General features: G+C 32.3%; 15 protein-coding genes. 3 read left to right on the top strand and 12 right to left on the bottom strand.

Features of this window, described 5'->3' with window-relative positions; translation table 11 throughout:
• Positions 1–60 precede the first annotated feature (60 nt).
• On the top strand, positions 61–942 hold the full coding sequence (locus tag JN168_RS00885) for a LysR substrate-binding domain-containing protein (protein ID WP_279526075.1): 882 nt from the start codon (positions 61–63) through the stop codon (positions 940–942).
• A 415-nt stretch (positions 943–1,357) separates the two neighbouring features.
• On the opposite strand, the gene ggt is transcribed toward JN168_RS00885, so the two are convergent.
• From ggt to JN168_RS00865, 4 genes are all read right to left on the bottom strand, one after another.
• Entirely contained in the window at positions 1,358–3,361 is a 2,004-nt protein-coding gene (gene ggt / locus JN168_RS00880; protein ID WP_042739605.1) for a gamma-glutamyltransferase, read from the bottom strand.
• A gap of 147 nt (positions 3,362–3,508) precedes the next feature.
• Positions 3,509–5,290: an ABC transporter substrate-binding protein gene (locus JN168_RS00875; RefSeq protein WP_229366645.1), complete on the bottom strand. Its 1,782-nt coding sequence runs from the start codon at positions 5,288–5,290 to the stop codon at positions 3,509–3,511.
• 16 nt (positions 5,291–5,306) lie between these two features.
• Positions 5,307–6,470: an ABC transporter permease gene (locus JN168_RS00870; protein WP_042739603.1), complete on the bottom strand. Its 1,164-nt coding sequence runs from the start codon at positions 6,468–6,470 to the stop codon at positions 5,307–5,309.
• Between the two features lie 4 nt (positions 6,471–6,474).
• Positions 6,475–7,776 carry an ABC transporter permease gene (locus tag JN168_RS00865; RefSeq protein ID WP_232139038.1) on the bottom strand — a complete coding sequence of 434 codons (1,302 nt, stop codon included), beginning with the start codon at positions 7,774–7,776 and terminating at the stop codon, positions 6,475–6,477.
• Between the two features lie 125 nt (positions 7,777–7,901).
• Between JN168_RS00865 and JN168_RS00860 the strand changes: the two genes are divergently transcribed.
• The gene (locus JN168_RS00860; protein WP_232155151.1) at positions 7,902–9,494 is read left to right on the top strand and encodes a dipeptide ABC transporter ATP-binding protein; all 1,593 of its coding nucleotides are present in this window, start codon (positions 7,902–7,904) and stop codon (positions 9,492–9,494) included.
• A 425-nt stretch (positions 9,495–9,919) separates the two neighbouring features.
• Here JN168_RS00860 and gmpC read toward each other — a convergent pair whose 3' ends face one another.
• The 6 genes from gmpC to JN168_RS00830 all read right to left on the bottom strand — a co-directional run bounded on the left by gmpC (position 9,920) and on the right by JN168_RS00830 (position 14,268).
• Complete coding sequence (gene gmpC, locus JN168_RS00855; protein WP_042739600.1) at positions 9,920–10,759, bottom strand: dipeptide ABC transporter glycylmethionine-binding lipoprotein; 840 nt, start codon at positions 10,757–10,759, stop codon at positions 9,920–9,922.
• Positions 10,760–10,778: 19 nt separating this feature from the next.
• Complete coding sequence (locus JN168_RS00850) at positions 10,779–11,438, bottom strand: methionine ABC transporter permease (protein ID WP_042739599.1); 660 nt, start codon at positions 11,436–11,438, stop codon at positions 10,779–10,781.
• Positions 11,439–11,442: 4 nt separating this feature from the next.
• Positions 11,443–12,465, bottom strand: coding sequence for a methionine ABC transporter ATP-binding protein (locus JN168_RS00845; protein WP_279526074.1), 1,023 nt, complete (start codon positions 12,463–12,465; stop codon positions 11,443–11,445).
• Between the two features lie 249 nt (positions 12,466–12,714).
• Entirely contained in the window at positions 12,715–13,008 is a 294-nt protein-coding gene (locus tag JN168_RS00840) for an antibiotic biosynthesis monooxygenase family protein (protein ID WP_107527020.1), read from the bottom strand.
• A 284-nt stretch (positions 13,009–13,292) separates the two neighbouring features.
• Entirely contained in the window at positions 13,293–13,739 is a 447-nt protein-coding gene (locus JN168_RS00835) for a DUF3237 domain-containing protein (protein WP_042739590.1), read from the bottom strand.
• Positions 13,740–13,758: 19 nt separating this feature from the next.
• Positions 13,759–14,268 (bottom strand): phenolic acid decarboxylase, encoded by a 510-nt coding sequence (locus JN168_RS00830; protein WP_042739589.1) that lies wholly within the window; start codon positions 14,266–14,268, stop codon positions 13,759–13,761.
• Positions 14,269–14,366: 98 nt separating this feature from the next.
• Between JN168_RS00830 and JN168_RS00825 the strand changes: the two genes are divergently transcribed.
• A complete protein-coding gene (locus tag JN168_RS00825; RefSeq protein ID WP_279526073.1) occupies positions 14,367–14,882 on the top strand; it encodes a PadR family transcriptional regulator in 516 nt (171 codons plus the stop codon).
• 102 nt (positions 14,883–14,984) lie between these two features.
• Here JN168_RS00825 and JN168_RS00820 read toward each other — a convergent pair whose 3' ends face one another.
• Positions 14,985–16,280 carry an LLM class flavin-dependent oxidoreductase gene (locus JN168_RS00820; protein WP_279526072.1) on the bottom strand — a complete coding sequence of 432 codons (1,296 nt, stop codon included), beginning with the start codon at positions 16,278–16,280 and terminating at the stop codon, positions 14,985–14,987.
• 159 nt (positions 16,281–16,439) lie between these two features.
• Positions 16,440–17,801: a gluconate:H+ symporter gene (locus tag JN168_RS00815; RefSeq protein ID WP_107511943.1), complete on the bottom strand. Its 1,362-nt coding sequence runs from the start codon at positions 17,799–17,801 to the stop codon at positions 16,440–16,442.
• Between the last annotated feature and the right edge of the window lies 1 nt (position 17,802).

Here is a 17,802-nt window from a genome sequence, read left to right as displayed (position 1 = left end):
ATATTAATAAGTAAAATTAATGTTATCATTATGTCATAAATAAAATTTATAGGTGAAATAATGAACATTAAACAACTAACGATTTTAAAAACTTTATTAGCCACTCGAAGTTACACCGATACTGCTCGTACTCTAAATTACACGCAGTCTAACATTTCTCAGCAAATCCAACAGCTAGAAACAGAATTACAAAATAATTTATTTACGCATAAAAACAAACAGCTTGTCCCTACTGATTTTTTAATACAATTATTACCTTTAATCAATAATTATATAGCAACACATGAGGAAATATTAAATATCTCTAATCAAAATGTTAATAAAGGAACTTTAAAAATTGCTGCTCCTGAATCTATTATGACAACTGGACTGAGCGATGTGATTAAATCATTCATTGCAAAATATCCAGAAATAGAACTCGACATATTTAATAACTCTTGTAGCCATAATCAAAATTTATTAATGAATAGTGAAGTGGATATTGCGTTTGTAGTAAATGAAAAAATTAGTAATAAATATATTCATACACGCAAATTATCTACTGAGCAGTTGGTTCTCGTTGCGCATCCTGAAGCACCTGACACTTTACCAGAATTATTGCATCATACTATATACAATCATTTTGTAATAAATGAAAGGGATAGCACCTATCGAGTAGCGTTTGAGTCATTTATTGATTCACATAATATTGAAATAAAGAAGACGACTGAGTTGTGGAGTATTCATACAATTAAAACATTCCTATTAGATAAAATTGGCTTTAGTGTATTACCCTACAGAACAGTTGCCACAGAATTACAAAATCAGCAACTTAAAATAATCTCCCCAGTTTATAGCGAATTACCAAGTTTTTATACCTTTGCATTAACTAAGAAAATGGGATGGGATAACCCGCTAATCAAATTGTTTCTACAAGAAATGAACTTATTTACAAAATACTAACTAGCAATACAAAAGCCCACTCTATCATTAAAATAGAATGGGCTTTATGTAGGAAGTATTACCAGTACATAAATTTACTGAAGATTGTATACCGACAACGTTCAAACTAGACATTTTTTGGGATTACAATATGATCAATAAAACTTGGCGTTGTTTTATTGAAAGCTATCTTACACACCTGTTACACCTTACAGACCTAATGCAGCTACTAAATCAACGATTGGTTTTAATAATCCAGATAACATATAATCACTCCTCTTGTTTGAAGCATAATGTAATTCTATTATAGTTTTCAGAAAATTAAAAATTTGTGTAAATAGTTATTACACACTGAGTAATATAACCTTACAATTAATTAATATTTTTATTATAATTATACATTCAATCGTTGATTTAACGGCATTCCATTAGAATATTATCGTGTAATACTCTCTTTATCATATCGATAATATTCTGCTTCATTTTCATCAATTCTTTGCTCAAAATCCTTATATAAGAAAATATTTTTTTCATTTTTTATAACTTTATACTCCAAACTTTTAGCAAATGCTGCGATATTTACAAATTCTTGTCCTTCTATTATTCTTGAGTATTTATTGTTTACTTCAATATTAAATATATATTGAGTAATTTCAGTTAAAAGGAAAAATTCATTATCAATAATCTTAGTCTGGGATTTAAATAAAGGTAGTTCGACTTTATTTAAATATACTTGAAACGGTGAGACTTCTAATCGCTCTATTGGAGTTTCTTGTGAACTAACGTATTTATCATTTTTCCCAATCACTACACCTTCTCGCGTATCATCGGTTCCACCTCTAACTAATCCTTTTTCAAGATCAAATTGCAACCCATGTACATCACCAATATAATCTTCAGGTGTTAATTCAAAAGCATGACCTTTGGCAATTAATTTAAGTATTGTACTTTGTTTAAACTGGCGTTCCCATTCTATTCTGGATGGGTTACTTGTATAGATACGCGGCTCTTCAATTGCTTGTTGGATTGTCATATCAAAGTCAATCACATTAACTAATGTTTGGACAACACTAGCAATTATACTGATTGCACCTGGTGCACCGACTTCTAATACCGGGTGCCCATCTTTAGTAACAATTGTAGGAGACATATTACTTAAAGAACGTTTATTTGCTTCAATTTCATTAATTCCACCTTCAACTACATCAAAGCCATCTATTGTTGTGTTTAATAGAATACCGTATCCAGGTATCGTCATACCTGAACCATAGATCATTCCTATTGAAGTAGTAAATGACGCAATATTTCCATCTTTATCTGTAACTGAAAAATGTGTAGTTTCAGTATGTTTTTCGTCTATATCAGTATGTGATTCAACAGAAGGAATTGCACTACCCGGTCCAATTTCAAAATTAGCATGATTCGTGTGAATGAGTTTACTGCGTTCTTTCAAGTATGTTTCATCAATTAATGCTTCAACTGGAATATCGTAAAAGCTTTCATCTGCTAAAAATGATGCTCTATCACTATATGCAATATGCATACTTTCAATCAAATGATGTAAATAATCTGTTGAACGTGGTCCCATAGCGCTTATATCAAATTGCTCCAACAACTTTAATATTTGAATAACTGTAATTCCACCAGAACTAGAAGGACCCATTCCATATATATCATATCCACGATAGTTAGATGTGACTGGTTCTTTAATTTGAATTTGATATTCCAATAAATCTTTCTTAGTAATCGTTCCACCATTTTCATGTACGATATCTACTAATTTATCAGCAATTTCACTGGTATAAAAAGCCTCAAAACCTTGATCTCTAATAATTCGAAATGTTTTAGCTATATCAGGAAATGTTATCCAATCATCTTTATGAAAATAATCTCCTTCATTATTAGTATAAACACGATGTGTTTCCTTGAATTTATTTATACGCTCAATCTGATGTTTGGAATACTTTTCAGTTGCCCAATTCGCCTTATGTCCTTTTTCTGCTTGTTCTATTGCAGGATTTATTAGTTCTGAAAGTGTTAAATTACTATAGTTTTTCTGTAGATGTTCAAATAATCTAGGGATTGCTGGTATAGCTACAGTTTTTCCATGTGTACTTAAATCAAAAAAACTTTTATGGTTACCCTTGTCATCTAAATAGAAATGTCGATCAATATTTTGAGGTGCAGTTTCTCTAGCATCAAACGCTTTTACTTTTTTAGTTTTATTATCAAAATAAAGTAAATAACCGCCTCCACCAATTCCAGAAGTAAATGGTTCTACGACATTTAATGAGAGTTGCATTGCAATAACAGCATCTATTGCATTGCCACCTTTATCCAGAATTTGTCTTCCTACATCTGCAGCTAATGGGTGAGAAATTGATATCAAACCTTCATCACTTGTTACACCTTCATCTATCACTTTATTATTTACATTCAATTAAAGTTCCTCCTATATTAGCAGAAAAGGTCGAACTCCAAAGCTAACATGAGATATTTTCAAATTATCAAATGAAATAAAATTATTATTCCATATTATCTCCTAATGTTAATATGCTTATAAGTTCGACCTATAACATACTTAATGCTATTTTTTATTCATTTCTTGCTCTACTATGTTTAAATCTTGATGTTGCTTATTCCCTGTATCTAGTAATGGGGTTACTGGTGAAGCAATTCTAAATTTATCCCCTCTATAAAACTTAATAAATTGATTTTGATTAATCGCATAGACTACCGCTCGTCTTAATGAGGCATTATCTTTAAATATGCCATTCTTACTATTTATCATTAAAAATACTGATTTACGACCATTTTTTCTAACGATACTTAAATCTTTATCAGATTTAATTAAATCAAAGTTTTTTTGATCTACATCAGTAACCATATCTATAGAGTGATTTCTAACTTCTGATACCGTGTTATCAGGGTCATCATTAAACTTCATCGTAATATGCTTAATTTTTGCAGGTCCGTATTCACTTTTTTCAGTTTCATTAAACCCTGGATTACGCATTAATGAAGCTTGATAGCTGTTCTTCTTAGTCATGATATAGGGTCCACTAGCATATAACTGATTATCCAAATGATCTTTTGATGGAATCGCACTTGCGTCACCATAATCAGGTGAATTTTTATCATTATTTATTTGGGTAACATATTTTTTAGACAAAATACCTGCTGAAGAATGTGTTAGATAGTTCACTTCTTTAGGCATAGGTTGATCTGTAGATATCTTAACAATCTGATAGTCACCTTTTTTGTTATTTACTTTATTACCATTTGTAACCAACGATTTAACTCCATGTTTTTTAATCAATTTATCATAGATTGACTTACCATCTTTACTATTAACATTTTTCAATTGATTCATATCTGCAGTTGATAATTTTTCAACATTTTTAATATGTTGATGCATATTATAAGTGTTATTATCTGGTACTGAATGCTTGTCTCTTGCCCTATCTAAAGAAAATTTCACATCGTCTGCAGTAACTCTTTCAGTTGTTTTCTTCGCTATACCTTTTTCAACCTTTGCAAAATAATCATCATCTCTTAACAAGAAATAAAATTCATCATTGGATTTAGCAACTGCATAATCTTTACTTAAGGAACCATCCGTTGTAATTTGATCATTGTCATTTAATGTTAGCAGTCGAGTATACATATTCATATCTATACCATAGACAGAAGGTGCAATTGACCGTATTGGGTCTAAGGACTGAAGCTCACCATCTTCTTGTGTCATTACAAGAGGTCGTGTATCTCTATTATTTTTGTTATTATAATCAAATTGTTGCCAAATTAATGCACGAGAGTTTGGTAAACCTACGCTTTTTGGAGATAATACTTTATTATCGTAAACTAGATTTTTCTTAGCACCATATAAAGGTGCCATATATCCTTGTTTAAAAATGACTTCATTCTCTAGTTTTTTATATGTCTCTTTTGCTTTATTTTTATCCTCTTTGCTAGCATCATTTATCATCTTATCTACATTAGCATCTTTAATTAAACTATTTGATCCTTCTGAACTAAATAACGAACTCATTGAGTAATTTGGATCACCAAATACTGTAGTCCAATCATCAATTTCAATATCATAGTTTCCCGCTTCACGTTGCGTTCTATAACTACCATAATCAGGTTGAATATTCATCTTTACGTTAAATCCAGCTGTTTCAAGTTGATCTTTAACTATATTCATATCATTTTCATAACTAGCCTGACCTAAAAATTTTATAGTAGGTTTTTCTCCCTTAACATTTACATGTTGTTTAGAATCCTTTAATTCTGATTTAGTAGGTATACTACAACCACTTAATATCATCATTAAAGCAACCATGGAAATACCAATGATTTTTTTCACATTCAGCCCTCCTATTCTATTGAATTTTTGGATCAAGTGCATCGCGTACCGCGTCGCCAATAAAGTTAAAGGCAAGCACAAGCAACATAATACATAACCCAGGAAATATTGCTAAGTTACTATGTGTTTCAAGATAGTTACTTCCGGTCCTTAAGATATTTCCCCACTCTGGTACTTCTGGCGAAACACCTAGACCTAAGAAACTTAAACTACTTGTCGTCAAAACAACTACACCTATATTCAATGAAAACCTAACAATCATTGGTGATAATGAATTCGGTAATATATAACTCCATAATATACGCGGTGTAGTTTCACCTGTAATCCTAGCAGCATCAACATATTCCATTCGTTTCACTTCTAATACATTTGCCCTCATTGTTCTAGCAAAGGAAGGAATATTACCTATACTAAGTGCAATGATTAAATTGGTTGTACTTGCACCAAATGAAGCGATAATAGCCACTGCTAAAAGTAAAGATGGAATCGCAAACACTACATCTAATATTCTCATGACAAGATTGTCTATTTTCACAAAGTATCCCGCTAGCATTCCTAAAATCATACCGAGTATGACTGAAATTACAACTGAAATAATAGAAATGAAGAAAGTTAATTTTGTGCCTACAACTATTCTTGTAAATAAATCTCTACCAAAATCATCAGTCCCAAATGGATGCACAAGACTAGGATTTTTTAATAAGTCATCAAATTGATTTTGTGTCGCCAAAGTAGTATCAAATAAGTATTTCGACATCACTGAAATAGTAAGTAAAAACACTAATATTACTACACTTATGCTAGCAATTTTATTTGATTTTATTTTAATTATGAAAGATTCCCAACCATTATAAATGCCTAATTCCGAAGTTTTTTTATAACGTAAAATACTAATAAACATTAACAAAGTAAATAAATTACCAGTAGCAGTTAAGATAATTAAAATGCTATATCCTATGTATCTTAATGCCTTTTGTTTATACCACAAATCTACTCCAAAACCTAAAAACGCAACCACTATCGTTAATAAAATTAATATAAACTGAGTTATATAAAATGAATCTACTACATAACCTTTAAACAAATTGATACATGCAGTAAATATCACCAAAATGTATGTCAATATAGCACATACTGAAAAAATCAATAATGATGGGATCATATATCTCTGTTGAGTCATACAGTTACTCCTTTTCTTTAATTTCACTACGTAATTTTGGGTCAATCACAGCATAGAAAATATCAATAATAAGGTTTACTAGTGAGATAACTATTGAAATATAAACCACGCCACCCATAACAGCAGGAATATCTGGTACCAGTTGTTTTTGAACGATATATCTACCTATACCATTAATATTAAAAACCTGTTCAGTAACAGCTGATCCACCAAGTAATTCAGCAACAAGCAAACCGATCAATGTAATAATGGGTATAAGTGCATTTTTCAAAATATGTCTGACTACGACTTGGTTTGTCGATAAACCTTTGGCATAGGCTGTCATAACATAATCGTTTCTCATAACTTCTAACACAGAGGAACGCGTCATTCTGGTAATGGAAGCAGCTATCGCCGTACCAATAACTAGTGTTGGTAAGATTAATGAAAAAGGGTTATCTGGCATATACGATGGTGGTAGTATATTAAGTTTTAACGAGAAAGCTAATATAAATAATAAACCCTGCCAAAAATTCGGAATAGATAAACCAATTAATGCAATTGTCATTAAGATAACATCAATCCAGCTATTACGTTTTAGTGCGCTCACCACACCTATTGGTATAGCAATCATTATTGCAATTAGTAAGGCAATTAATGTTAACAATAATGTAATTGGAATTCTTTGTGCTACTGCATGCGTAACTACTTCATTACCTTTATAAGTAGTTCCTAGGTCAAAAGTAAACACACCTTTAATCGCATCCCATAATTGAAGTAAATATGGACTATTTAAATTATGTGCCTCGTTAAATTGTTTAATTTGATCTTTAGTCGCATCCGGTCCTAATATGCTATATGCAGCGTCCATAGGTGATAAATACAAAATTGTAAATACGACCGTTATGACTCCTATGATAACCACAATTGCCATAATTATTCTCTCAAATATATATCTAACCATAGGATTCAAATAAAAGCTGAGAACAATAAAAAGTGGGAATGCTAAAATAACTTTAAATATGAGATGATTATTAAACAGTAGTTGTTTATAAAATGAAGTAAAGTCATTCGTTACCTGTTCATCATCGTAACGATTCCTTCTATTATAAATATGCTGAGCTTCTTTAAATAGTTGTTGCTTTGTCTTGTGTTCTTTTAGATATAAATACTTTTGTTGCAATGCGTGGGCAATTTTTTCAACCGCCAAATTCTGTTGTAAGTCTTCACTGTTATTACCAGAAATCAAATATTTTATAATAGCATATATAAAAATGGGTAAGCTCAATATTGAAAATAAAATACGATAAAACAGTTGATTATACAATGAGTTGAATGCCTGACTATATCGATAGATAAATATCCCTCCTTGTAAGTTATACTCGAGTAGATTAGTATGATATATAAAGTATAGATTAAAAACATATATTTGTGAATAGGGAGGACTGCCACATGCCACCATTATTAGAAGTTAAAAACTTAGGTGTGACGTTCAATCAAGGCAATAATTCAATTAACGCAGTCAAAAATGTAAGTTTCAAATTAGATAAGAAAAAAATATTGGGAATAGTTGGGGAATCTGGTTCTGGTAAAAGTATTACTGCTAAATCAATCATGGGTCTACTGCCAGATTCTCCCGCTCCTGTCATATCTGGAGAGATTTCGTTTAATAGCCAAAACCTAACTCAATTTAATAGTAAAGCCTTTCAAAAAATTCGGGGTAAAGATATTGCGATGATTTTCCAAGATCCTATATCATCACTCAATCCTAGAACTACAATCGGAAAACAAATTACCGAGGTCATACTTCAACATAAAAAAATAAATAAGCGACAAGCAAAAGCAATGGCGTTAGATATTTTACAAAAAGTTGGTATACAGGACATAGAACGTAATTTTAACGCGTATCCTTATGAATTTTCTGGTGGTATGCGTCAACGTGTAATGATTGCTATGGCACTTGTTCTAGAACCACAAATTTTAATTGCAGATGAGCCAACGACAGCCTTAGATGTTAGCACTCAAAATCAATTATTAGAATTAATGAAAGATTTATATGATTATATCGATACTTCTATAATTTTTATTACACACGATTTAGGTGTCGTTTATCAATTTTGCGATGAAATGATCGTTATGAAGCAAGGTGAAGTAGTAGAATCAGGTTCTGTAAGCAGTGTTTTTAATAATCCAACATCAGCATATACACAGAAACTTATAAATTCAGTACCAAATTTACTTGCTCCCAAAACTCCAAGACAAATTAGCGATGAAATTATTCTAAAATTTGAAGATGTCAGTGTAGAATATCCAATAGGAATTAATGATACCTTTAAAGCTGTTAAGCACATTGACTTAGAAATTAAAAAAGGTGAATCATTAGGTATCGTTGGTGAATCTGGATCAGGAAAGTCGTCATTGGCAAAGACTGTAGTAGGACTTAATTCTGTTTCAGACGGCTATGTTTGGTATAAGGATATTCCATTGAGTTTATTCAATTCTAAAGAAATGCAACCATTACGAAAAGATATACAAATGATTTTCCAGGATCCATTTGCTTCGATAAATCCTAGATTTAAAGTAATCGATATAATCGGACGTCCTTTGAAAATTCATAATTTAGTGACAAATGAACACCATTTAAAAGAACGCGTAAAAGAACTTCTGCTAAAGGTTGGTTTAGACGAAGCATTTCTATATCGTTTCCCTCATGAACTATCAGGTGGGCAACGACAGAGAGTGAGTATTGCTCGTGCAATTGCTATTAATCCGAAAATAATCGTCTGTGATGAAGCTGTATCAGCATTAGATGTTTCCGTTCAAAAAGAAATTATTCAGTTACTTAAAAGTATTCAAGATGAAATGGAAATTACTTATATATTTATTACACATGATATGGGTGTGATAAAGGAAATGTGTGATCGTATTGCAGTAATGCAAAATGGTAATATTGTAGAACTTAATGATGCAGAAAGTATCATTGAACATCCACAAGCCCCATACACTCAAAAATTAATATCTGAAGTTCCAACCATTCCTAATTAATTTAAATAATGCTACTTACAAGACGCATACTTTATGAAATTATGATGTTTATTTGGAATTAGTGTCTTCACTTACTAATATTATTGGCAAAATAAACCTATATAAAAAACACATTCATTCCACAAAGGCAATTTCATATCACACGATATATCCACCTTCATTTTCTATAATTTTATTATACAATTTTATTGATATATTTTAATATAATGATATAATAAAACTCACAAAACGTAGAGAGAGGAGGACTGTGGATGGATTTCATCATGAATTTCTTTGGTTTTAGATATTATTAATCAATCATTTTTAATGACAATAATCAAAAGAGAGCTCATCCAAATGGATGAGCTCTTTTTTTAATATATTTATGACCTTATTCTATAGTTTAAAAAATTAATCACACTATTTTCTAAGTCGTTAATTTACACTTATTTCTCTAAACTATCTTCAATTTTCTTGATTTCTTTTTTAGATAAATCTACAGGATATTCTCCATCCTTTGTATCTTTTTTAAGTGCTTGTTGTGCTTCTTTTGAATGATATAGTTTAATGATTTTTTTGTATGTTTTATCATTTTGCTTGTCATCTTTTGTGGCAATGACATTGATATATGGTTTTACTGCATCATTTTTTGAGTCTTCAGTATATATAGGGTCCTTTTTCGGATCTAAACCTGCTTTAGTCGCTACCCCATTATTAATAACTGATAAATCAACATCTGACAAAGCTCTAGCTGTTTGTTGTGCATCTACTGCTTTAATTTTTAGATTTTTAGGATTTGATTTAATATCTTTAATTGATCCACTTAATCCGAAGTTTTTATCTAATTTAATTAATCCTGCAGCTTCTAATAATTTCAATGAACGTGCTTGGTTAGAGACATCATTTGGCACGATGACTTTGGCTCCATTTTTTACTTTTTTAATATCTTTAATATCATCTGAGTAAATACCTAATGGGGCCAATACTGTTGTACTAACTGCTGAAATATCTGCATCTTTGTGAGCCTTTTTATATTCATTTAAAAAGGCAAAGTGTTGAAAGGCATTCATATCAATATCCCCATCACTTAATGCCTTGTTTGGTACGTTATAATCTGAAAATTGTTTAATTTCTAAGTCAATGTCTTCGTCTTTCGCTAATTCTTTTACTTTTTCCCATGCTTTAGTGTCATTTGATGCTACTCCGACGGTAACCTTTTCTTTTCCACCAGAACACGCTGCTAATATAAATAATACTGAAACAATTAAGACTAATAACTTTTTCATTACTAATAAATCCCCCTCATTAATTTCGTCTAATTTTTTTAGATAAGTAATTTCCAAGTGTTTGTATAATTTGTACAATAATCACTAATACAACGACTGTAATGATAATGACTAATGTATCAAAGCGTTGATAACCATATACAAGCGCTAAGTCACCTATACCACCGCCACCAACAGCACCGGCCATAGCGGTAGCTCCAACTAATCCAATAATGGCAGTTGTAATCGCTAATACTAATGAGCCTAATGCTTCTGGTAATAAGAAGTGCCAAATAATTTGAACAGGTGATGCACCCATTGCTTTCGCCGCTTCGACGATACCTTCATCTACTTCTAGTAATGAATTTTCTACAAGTCGTGCGATATACGGAGCTACATAAACCGTTAATGGTACTATTGCAGCTGTTGTTCCTATAGAAGTTCCAACTAATAATTTGGTAAAAGGTACAATAGAAATCAATAAAATGATAAATGGTATCGACCTTAAAATATTAATAATTGGATTTAAAATTTGATGCACTATTGCATTCGGCCATATACCTTTTTTTCGCGTCGCAACTAATAAAATGCCTAATGGTATACCTATAATCGAACCTATAATTAATGAGACAGTAACCATATATAAGGTTTGATATAAAGATTCAAATAACTGCGCACTATCAATACTCGAACCAAGCATATGACTACACCTCCTCAAATGTTATTGCTTTATTTTTAAAGTAAAACTCAATCGTTTCCTGGTTGAAATGTTGATCTGTTTCAAAACGCAACCATAGATAACAAACTGTATCGTCTTGTATGGTAGACATGGATGAGAATAATACGTTTACTTCTACCTGATAACGTTGTGTTAATTCATTAATAATTGGTTGTTCTATCTGTTCAGTTTCTAAAAATAATCGATAATCAATATAATTATTATCTGTACGTTGATTAAAGGTATGCTTTAAAGACTCTGACGGTTCTGTATTAATAACCGTCGAGACAAAGTTTTGTGCTGTAGTCGTTTGTGGGCGGCTAAACACCTCTTTAACATTGCCAATCTCAACGACTTCCCCTTTCTCCATAACAGCTACTCTGTTACAAATCTTTTGAATTACGCCCATTTCATGCGTAATAATTAGAATAGTTACGCCAAATGTTTCATTAACACGCTTTAACAAATCTAATATTGAACTCGTCGTTGCTGGATCAAGCGCACTTGTTGCTTCGTCACACAGTAATATCTTAGGATTTGTAACCAAAGCACGGGCAATTGCAACTCTTTGCTTTTGTCCACCTGACAGTTCATCGGGGTATTGATACATCTTATCTGACAAATTAACAAAAGCGAGCATTTCTTCGACCTTTTGTTTGATTTCAGCTTTATCTACTCCGCTTAGTATCAATGGCATTGCAATATTTTTATATACTGTACTGGAATTCAACAAATTAAAATGTTGAAATATCATGCCTATTTCCTTTTTTACATTTCTTAATTCTTTTTCTTTATATGTATCTAACTCATGTCCATCGACGATAACCTTACCTTCACTCACGCGTTCCAATTGATTTACCAATCGAACTAAGGTGCTTTTCCCGGCACCGCTATATCCAATTACGCCAAATATATCATTCTTATTAACAGTAAATGATATATCTTTCAAAGCGTGGATACGTTCTTTTTTCTTATGAAATACTTTATTTACCTTCTCAAATTCAATCAATCTGTATCCTCCTCCATCAATCCTTACCATTCTAATAAGAATAATGAAATTATAGGTCATTATCTTTTAAGCGTCAATATAATTTCTGAATTTATTGAATTTTTAAAAATATTTAGCATAGTATCACAAACTTATTTACAACATCAAAAAAACGTCCCGATATGCTTATCGGAACGTCAATATTTGTGCGCTAGTAAACTTTCGCCTGTTATTTCATCTGTTACTAGTACATCTATTAAGTTATTGCTTTTATAAATCTACTTTTTCAAAGTGTTCTACATTAGGAAACGGTTCATAATAATGATGCAATAATGATTTCCAAGTTGTGTATGCTTCGGATTCTCGAAAACCAATAGTATGGTCTTCTAGACTTTGCCATTCGACGAGTAATAAATATTTCCCTTCTTGTTCTATACATTTATTTAACGTATGTTGAATATAACCCGGTATTGTCGCGATAATTTTTGATGCTTCTCTAAAAGTTTCTTCAAAACCACCAATTTTATCCTCTTTTACATTTAATATTGCCGCTTCTAGAATCATTATAATAGCCACCTTTAATTTGATTGTCACTTGTTATTCAGAAATATTCTTCTCACATACCCTATTATATAAATCATTATCAAATTCATATGTACGCCATAAATATTCAACATAAAAAATGGCAATCTCTACCATATTTTTAGTAGAAATTGCCATTTTTTCATTGATTAACTACGTATACATTATGCATTCACTGTAATCATCCTTAAATATAGTAATCCATAGAACACATTATGATGTAGTTTTAAAGTTGAAATTGTATCATAAAATTTCAACCTGTCGTATTAAACCATATAAATCGTTAATAGAACTCGGTCTGTTGTTCTAGTCGCATAACCGACAAATATCTTTTCCATTAGCCATTTATATGACGTATTATAGGTTTCAAAGGTGGGCGTAGTACGAAAATAATACACTTCAGAATCTACAAACCCACCATTTATTACACTTTCTTTATAACTTTCAGGTACTGTTCTAATACCATTGTTTTCAATATAAATTGTCGCACCATCATTTAACTGAATAGCATATCTTGCGGACAACGTACATTTTCCTGTTGGATCAATACATTGGCTATCAACACCACCTGGCAATACGTGACCAGAATGTTGGTTACTCTTCACTGTACCTGAGACTATCGGTATCAATTGACGTCTGCCAACTTGTGCATCTTGTCCAACCACGATTGGTTCTTCAACATACATTGAAATTTCAAATATTTTTTCCATCATTAGTAGACAACTCTACTTTCTAGTTATTTAACATAGCAAATTTGCCATCTCTGATATCTTGAGTCATTCCATTATATGGCGCCTCAGCAATAACTTGCTCATTGTTGGTACCGGGTTGTCCAACATAAGTAATTGTAGCGAATTCAGGAACAACATATTTTGGATATGTGTCATATTTTTCTCTAGATGTTTCCATCAAATCAATATAATCATTTTGGTAACATACTGTGATATCTGGACGTTCATGTACCCATTTCGGGAAAAAGATCACGCCGTGCATAATATTTTGGTCTGGAACGAAATTGAGTGAGACGTCTGTGCCTGTTGGCTCTGTCCAAGAAATTTTATAGACACCTGCAATAATTTGAACAATGTCCGCCTGTTGATCTTTTACCCAACGACCGGCAACCATACCTGAATGGATTCGATAATCAATTGTGTTTTCATTTTTCACATACATTTCATACTCCCAACCATTGTCGTATGTGTAAATCATATGTGCTCCAATAAAGTCTTTTAGTGTATTCATAAACATTTCCTCCTTCTAAAACATGTAATTAATTACATGTTTACATTTACATGATAATCCTATACACTGATTCTGTCAAAGAACACAGGAGGAACTTTATGAAAAATGTGCTTCAATATACAATTTTAGGATTACTCAATAATCACTCTCTTACTGGGTATGAAATTTATAAATCATTTAGTGAAGTCATTGGTGAAATTTGGAATGCTAAACATAGTCAAATTTATAATGAGCTTAAAAAATTACTGCAGAGTGAACATATTTATATTTCAAATATTGATGAGACAAGTAAAGTGACTAAAAAGATTTATAGCATTACCGATTTAGGAAGAACAACACTATTTCATTGGATTGAAAATGCTGAAGAAGATGAAAGTAATAAAGACCCTTTTGCAATAAAGGTTTACTTTTTTGATAGTCTTGAAGACGAAAGCAAGCATCAATTGCTCACCCAAAAGAAAATTGAGAAAGAAGAAAAGTTAATGCATTTGAAAGCAATTTACAATCAATTGGATGCTAAATCAGATTTGCAACACATTTTGATATTAAAGAAGGCCCTTTTACGTGAACAATCTTATATTGATTGGCTAGATTTTTGTTTAGCTGAAATTTAATCATACAAAATAACGCTCTCACTGCCATACGCAGTGAGAGCGTTATTCATTAGATATCGTTTTTCAAATACGTCATTTCAAATACGTCATTTCATCTGGTCGCTAATCGTTTTCCAGGCCAAACTTTTCTTTCAAAGTCCCTGCAACGTATTCTGTCTGTGCTAACCCGCGTTGTTGTAAGATTGGTACTACTTTATCAACAAATAATTCCAATTGTGTCGGTAATAGTGGTGGCATAATATTAAAACCATCTGCTGCACCTTGTTCGTACCAATATTGCATAGTATCAGCGATTTGTTCTGGTGTCCCGACTACCATAAAGTGACCTCTTGCTCCAGCAATTTTCTTCATTACATCTTCTAATGTTAAATTTTGTTCCATTGCTTCTTTTTTAATCAATTCGTATCTACTTTTAATACCGTTACCATCGGAAGACTCCACTTGCTCAAATGGGATTTTCAAATCATATTTGGATAAATCTACATCTCCTACATATGGAGATAATAACTTTAACCCTTCTTCAGGTAAGATTAAATCTTGTAATTCTTCATAGTTCGCTTGTGCTTCCTCTTCTGTATCACCGATTACTGGAAATAGACCTGGCATAATAGATACGTCTGTCTGTTTACGACCGCGTTGTTCAATTTTATCTCTTAAGCCATCATTAAAGTGCTTTGCTTCATCGGCACTCGTTTGTGCAGTAAATACTACATCAGCGACTCGTGATGCTAAATCCGTACCTGCTGATGAAGAACCAGCTTGAATCAATAACGGGCTACCTTGAGGTGAACGTTCTAAATTAAGTGGACCTTTCACTTTATAGTATTTGCCTTCATGATTGATTGGTTGTAATTTGGATTGATCGACAAAAACGCCGCGTTCCTTGTCTTTAACAAATGCATCCTGTTCCCATGAATGCCATAACTTATTGGCAACATCCACGAATTCACCTGCTTGTTCATATCTCAATCCATGTTCTACATTGACAGTACCATTAAAGTTTTGCGCTGTACTATTGACTGCTGAAGTCACAACATTCCATGCTGCACGTCCCCCACTGACATGATCTAATGAACTAAATGCACGCGCCAAGTGAAACGGTTGTGAATACGTTGTCGAAACCGTTGCTGCTAAGCCAATATCTGATGTTTCTCTCGCTATAATCGTCATTAATGTGAATGGATCTAAGCGACTCATCAAATCTGGATGTGCCGTTTCATCTATATATAAAGCATCTGATAAAAAGACTAAATCGAATTTACCACGTTCTGCAATTTTACTGATATTTACAATATGGTCAATATCAACTGGACCTTGTTCTACTGACTTTGGATGGCGCCAGCTCGCTAAATGATGCCCGTAACCTGCTAAAAAAAGACCTAATTTCATTCTCCCCATTTTGACTCCTCCAAATCGTTTATTATTCCGATTGATTTAATAGGTAATAAATTACCATTTTCTGAAGATTAAGTCAATGTAATCGGCTAGGTAACTAAAAAAATCTTCGTACCTCAAATGATGTGTGTACAAAGATTTTCACTAATATAAAGCGTATGATTAAATTACTAAATTTAATATTAAAATAAAGCCCAAACCAACAACGGATAGTATTGATTCTAATAATGTCCATGTTAAAAAAGTTTCCTTGATTGTTAAACCAAAGTATTCTTTAAACATCCAAAATCCAGCATCATTAACATGCGAGCAAAATATACTTCCCGCTCCAATCGCTAATACGACCAATGACAGATTTACGTCTGTTGTTTGTAATAAAGGTAAGACTATGCCTACTGAAGATATTGCTGCTACGGTAGTAGAACCTAAAGCAGTACGTAATAATGCTGCAGCCAACCAAGCTAGTATCAGAGGTGACATCTCACTGCCTTTAAATATTTCTGAAATCGTATCACCAACGCCACCATCAATTAGTATTTGTTTGAAAGTGCCGCCACCACCGATAATTAAGATTAACATTGCAATAGGTGTAATGGCATTAGTTACTGTATCCATAATTTCTTTCATACTTTGTTTTCTGCGTATACCCATCGTATAAATGGCAAATAATACTGCGATCAACATTGCAGTTACTGAGGTTCCAATAAAGTAAATAAACCCTTCTAGGCCTTTAGCATGTCCATCCTCATTACCAGTGACTAATTGCACAACTGTTGCGAGTAACATTAATATAACTGGAGACAATGCAGTCAATAAGCTGATACCAAAACTTGGTAATTGATCATGTTTCAGCACCTTTACTTCACCTACTGCAGCTTGATTACCTAAACGTTCGAAAGCAGACGGTGCAATTTTCAGAGCAATTCTTGGAAAGATTCCACCAACGATGGCAGCTAATGGTATACCAATAATGATTCCATACATTAATACATGACCAATATTTGCATGTACCGCTTCAGAAATTGCAACAGGACCGGGATGCGGTGGTAAAAATCCATGCGTTACTGCTATCGATGTTCCCATAGGTAAACCTACTTTAAGATTCGATATTTTCATGCGTTTCGCAAGTGTAAATACCAATGGTACCAATAGTACAAATGCAACTTCTAAAAATAATGAAATACCTATGATAAATGAAGCAATAATCATTGCCCATGTAACATACTTTTTACCGAATACATTAATCAATGTATCTGCAATTCTTGTTGCACCACCACCATCGGATAATAATTTCCCTAATATTGAACCCAAACCGAATATAATAGCGATGTGTCCTAAGGTGTCACCCATACCCTTTTCAATTGTTGTGACAATTGTATCTAGCCTCATACCAAGTAATATACCTGTCACCATAGATGTAATAATTAAAGCGATAAATGTATTAAGTTTCAATCCCATAATCAATATCAACAATACGATTACACCTATAACGACTGCAACGAGTGGCCAAATTTCTCCCATCATA

Origin of the sequence: Staphylococcus gallinarum (assembly GCF_029774255.1) — a bacterium.
GTDB lineage: Bacteria > Bacillota > Bacilli > Staphylococcales > Staphylococcaceae > Staphylococcus > Staphylococcus gallinarum.
The sequence above is the reverse complement of the archived record's forward strand: the minus strand, read 5'-3'. Positions and strand labels throughout refer to the sequence as shown.

Bases quoted from the DNA above. Each gene is read 5' to 3' on its own strand.
- JN168_RS00840 (WP_107527020.1), bottom strand. From the start codon at position 13,008: ATGATTCTAGAAGCGGCAATATTAAATGTAAAAGAGGATAAAATTGGT.
- JN168_RS00825 (WP_279526073.1), top strand. From the start codon at position 14,367: ATGAAAAATGTGCTTCAATATACAATTTTAGGATTACTCAATAATCAC.
- JN168_RS00835 (WP_042739590.1), bottom strand. From the start codon at position 13,739: ATGATGGAAAAAATATTTGAAATTTCAATGTATGTTGAAGAACCAATC.
- gmpC (WP_042739600.1), bottom strand. From the start codon at position 10,759: ATGAAAAAGTTATTAGTCTTAATTGTTTCAGTATTATTTATATTAGCA.
- JN168_RS00870 (WP_042739603.1), bottom strand. From the start codon at position 6,470: ATGACTCAACAGAGATATATGATCCCATCATTATTGATTTTTTCAGTA.
- JN168_RS00860 (WP_232155151.1), top strand. From the start codon at position 7,902: ATGCCACCATTATTAGAAGTTAAAAACTTAGGTGTGACGTTCAATCAA.
- JN168_RS00820 (WP_279526072.1), bottom strand. From the start codon at position 16,280: ATGGGGAGAATGAAATTAGGTCTTTTTTTAGCAGGTTACGGGCATCAT.
- JN168_RS00885 (WP_279526075.1), top strand. From the start codon at position 61: ATGAACATTAAACAACTAACGATTTTAAAAACTTTATTAGCCACTCGA.
- JN168_RS00850 (WP_042739599.1), bottom strand. From the start codon at position 11,438: ATGCTTGGTTCGAGTATTGATAGTGCGCAGTTATTTGAATCTTTATAT.
- JN168_RS00815 (WP_107511943.1), bottom strand. From the start codon at position 17,801: ATGATGGGAGAAATTTGGCCACTCGTTGCAGTCGTTATAGGTGTAATC.
- JN168_RS00830 (WP_042739589.1), bottom strand. From the start codon at position 14,268: ATGAATACACTAAAAGACTTTATTGGAGCACATATGATTTACACATAC.